The following is a 252-nucleotide window of genomic DNA, read 5'->3' as shown; positions in this document are numbered from 1 at the left end:
GCCGAGGCCCTCCTTCCGGACGGGCACGAGCACGGAGATGCTTTCGAAGGAAACGCGCGCGAGACGCGTGGCCTCGCCGTCGGACTTTTCGACCAGCGCGCCGACCTCGAGCATCCAGCGGTCGGAGACGCCGTAGCCGAGCTTGAACTCATGCGCGTTGCGCGGCGCGCCGCGCGTGGTGCCGAGGTTGATCCCGCTCAGGGCTTCGCCTTCGAGCGCGCCTTTGGTGACCTCAGGCGCATGGATGTCGAA

Annotated in this window: 1 protein-coding gene; it reads right to left on the bottom strand. The window is 68.3% G+C overall.

Annotated features, from left to right (window positions below; all coding sequences use genetic code 11):
• Positions 1-252: hypothetical protein (locus ACZ3HH_RS30775; RefSeq protein ID WP_465810464.1), on the bottom strand; the 252-nt coding region annotated here is incomplete at both ends.

This window comes from Pseudomonas sp. PME37.24/025 (assembly GCF_055556615.1).
This window is presented reverse-complemented; position numbering and strand designations above follow the sequence as displayed.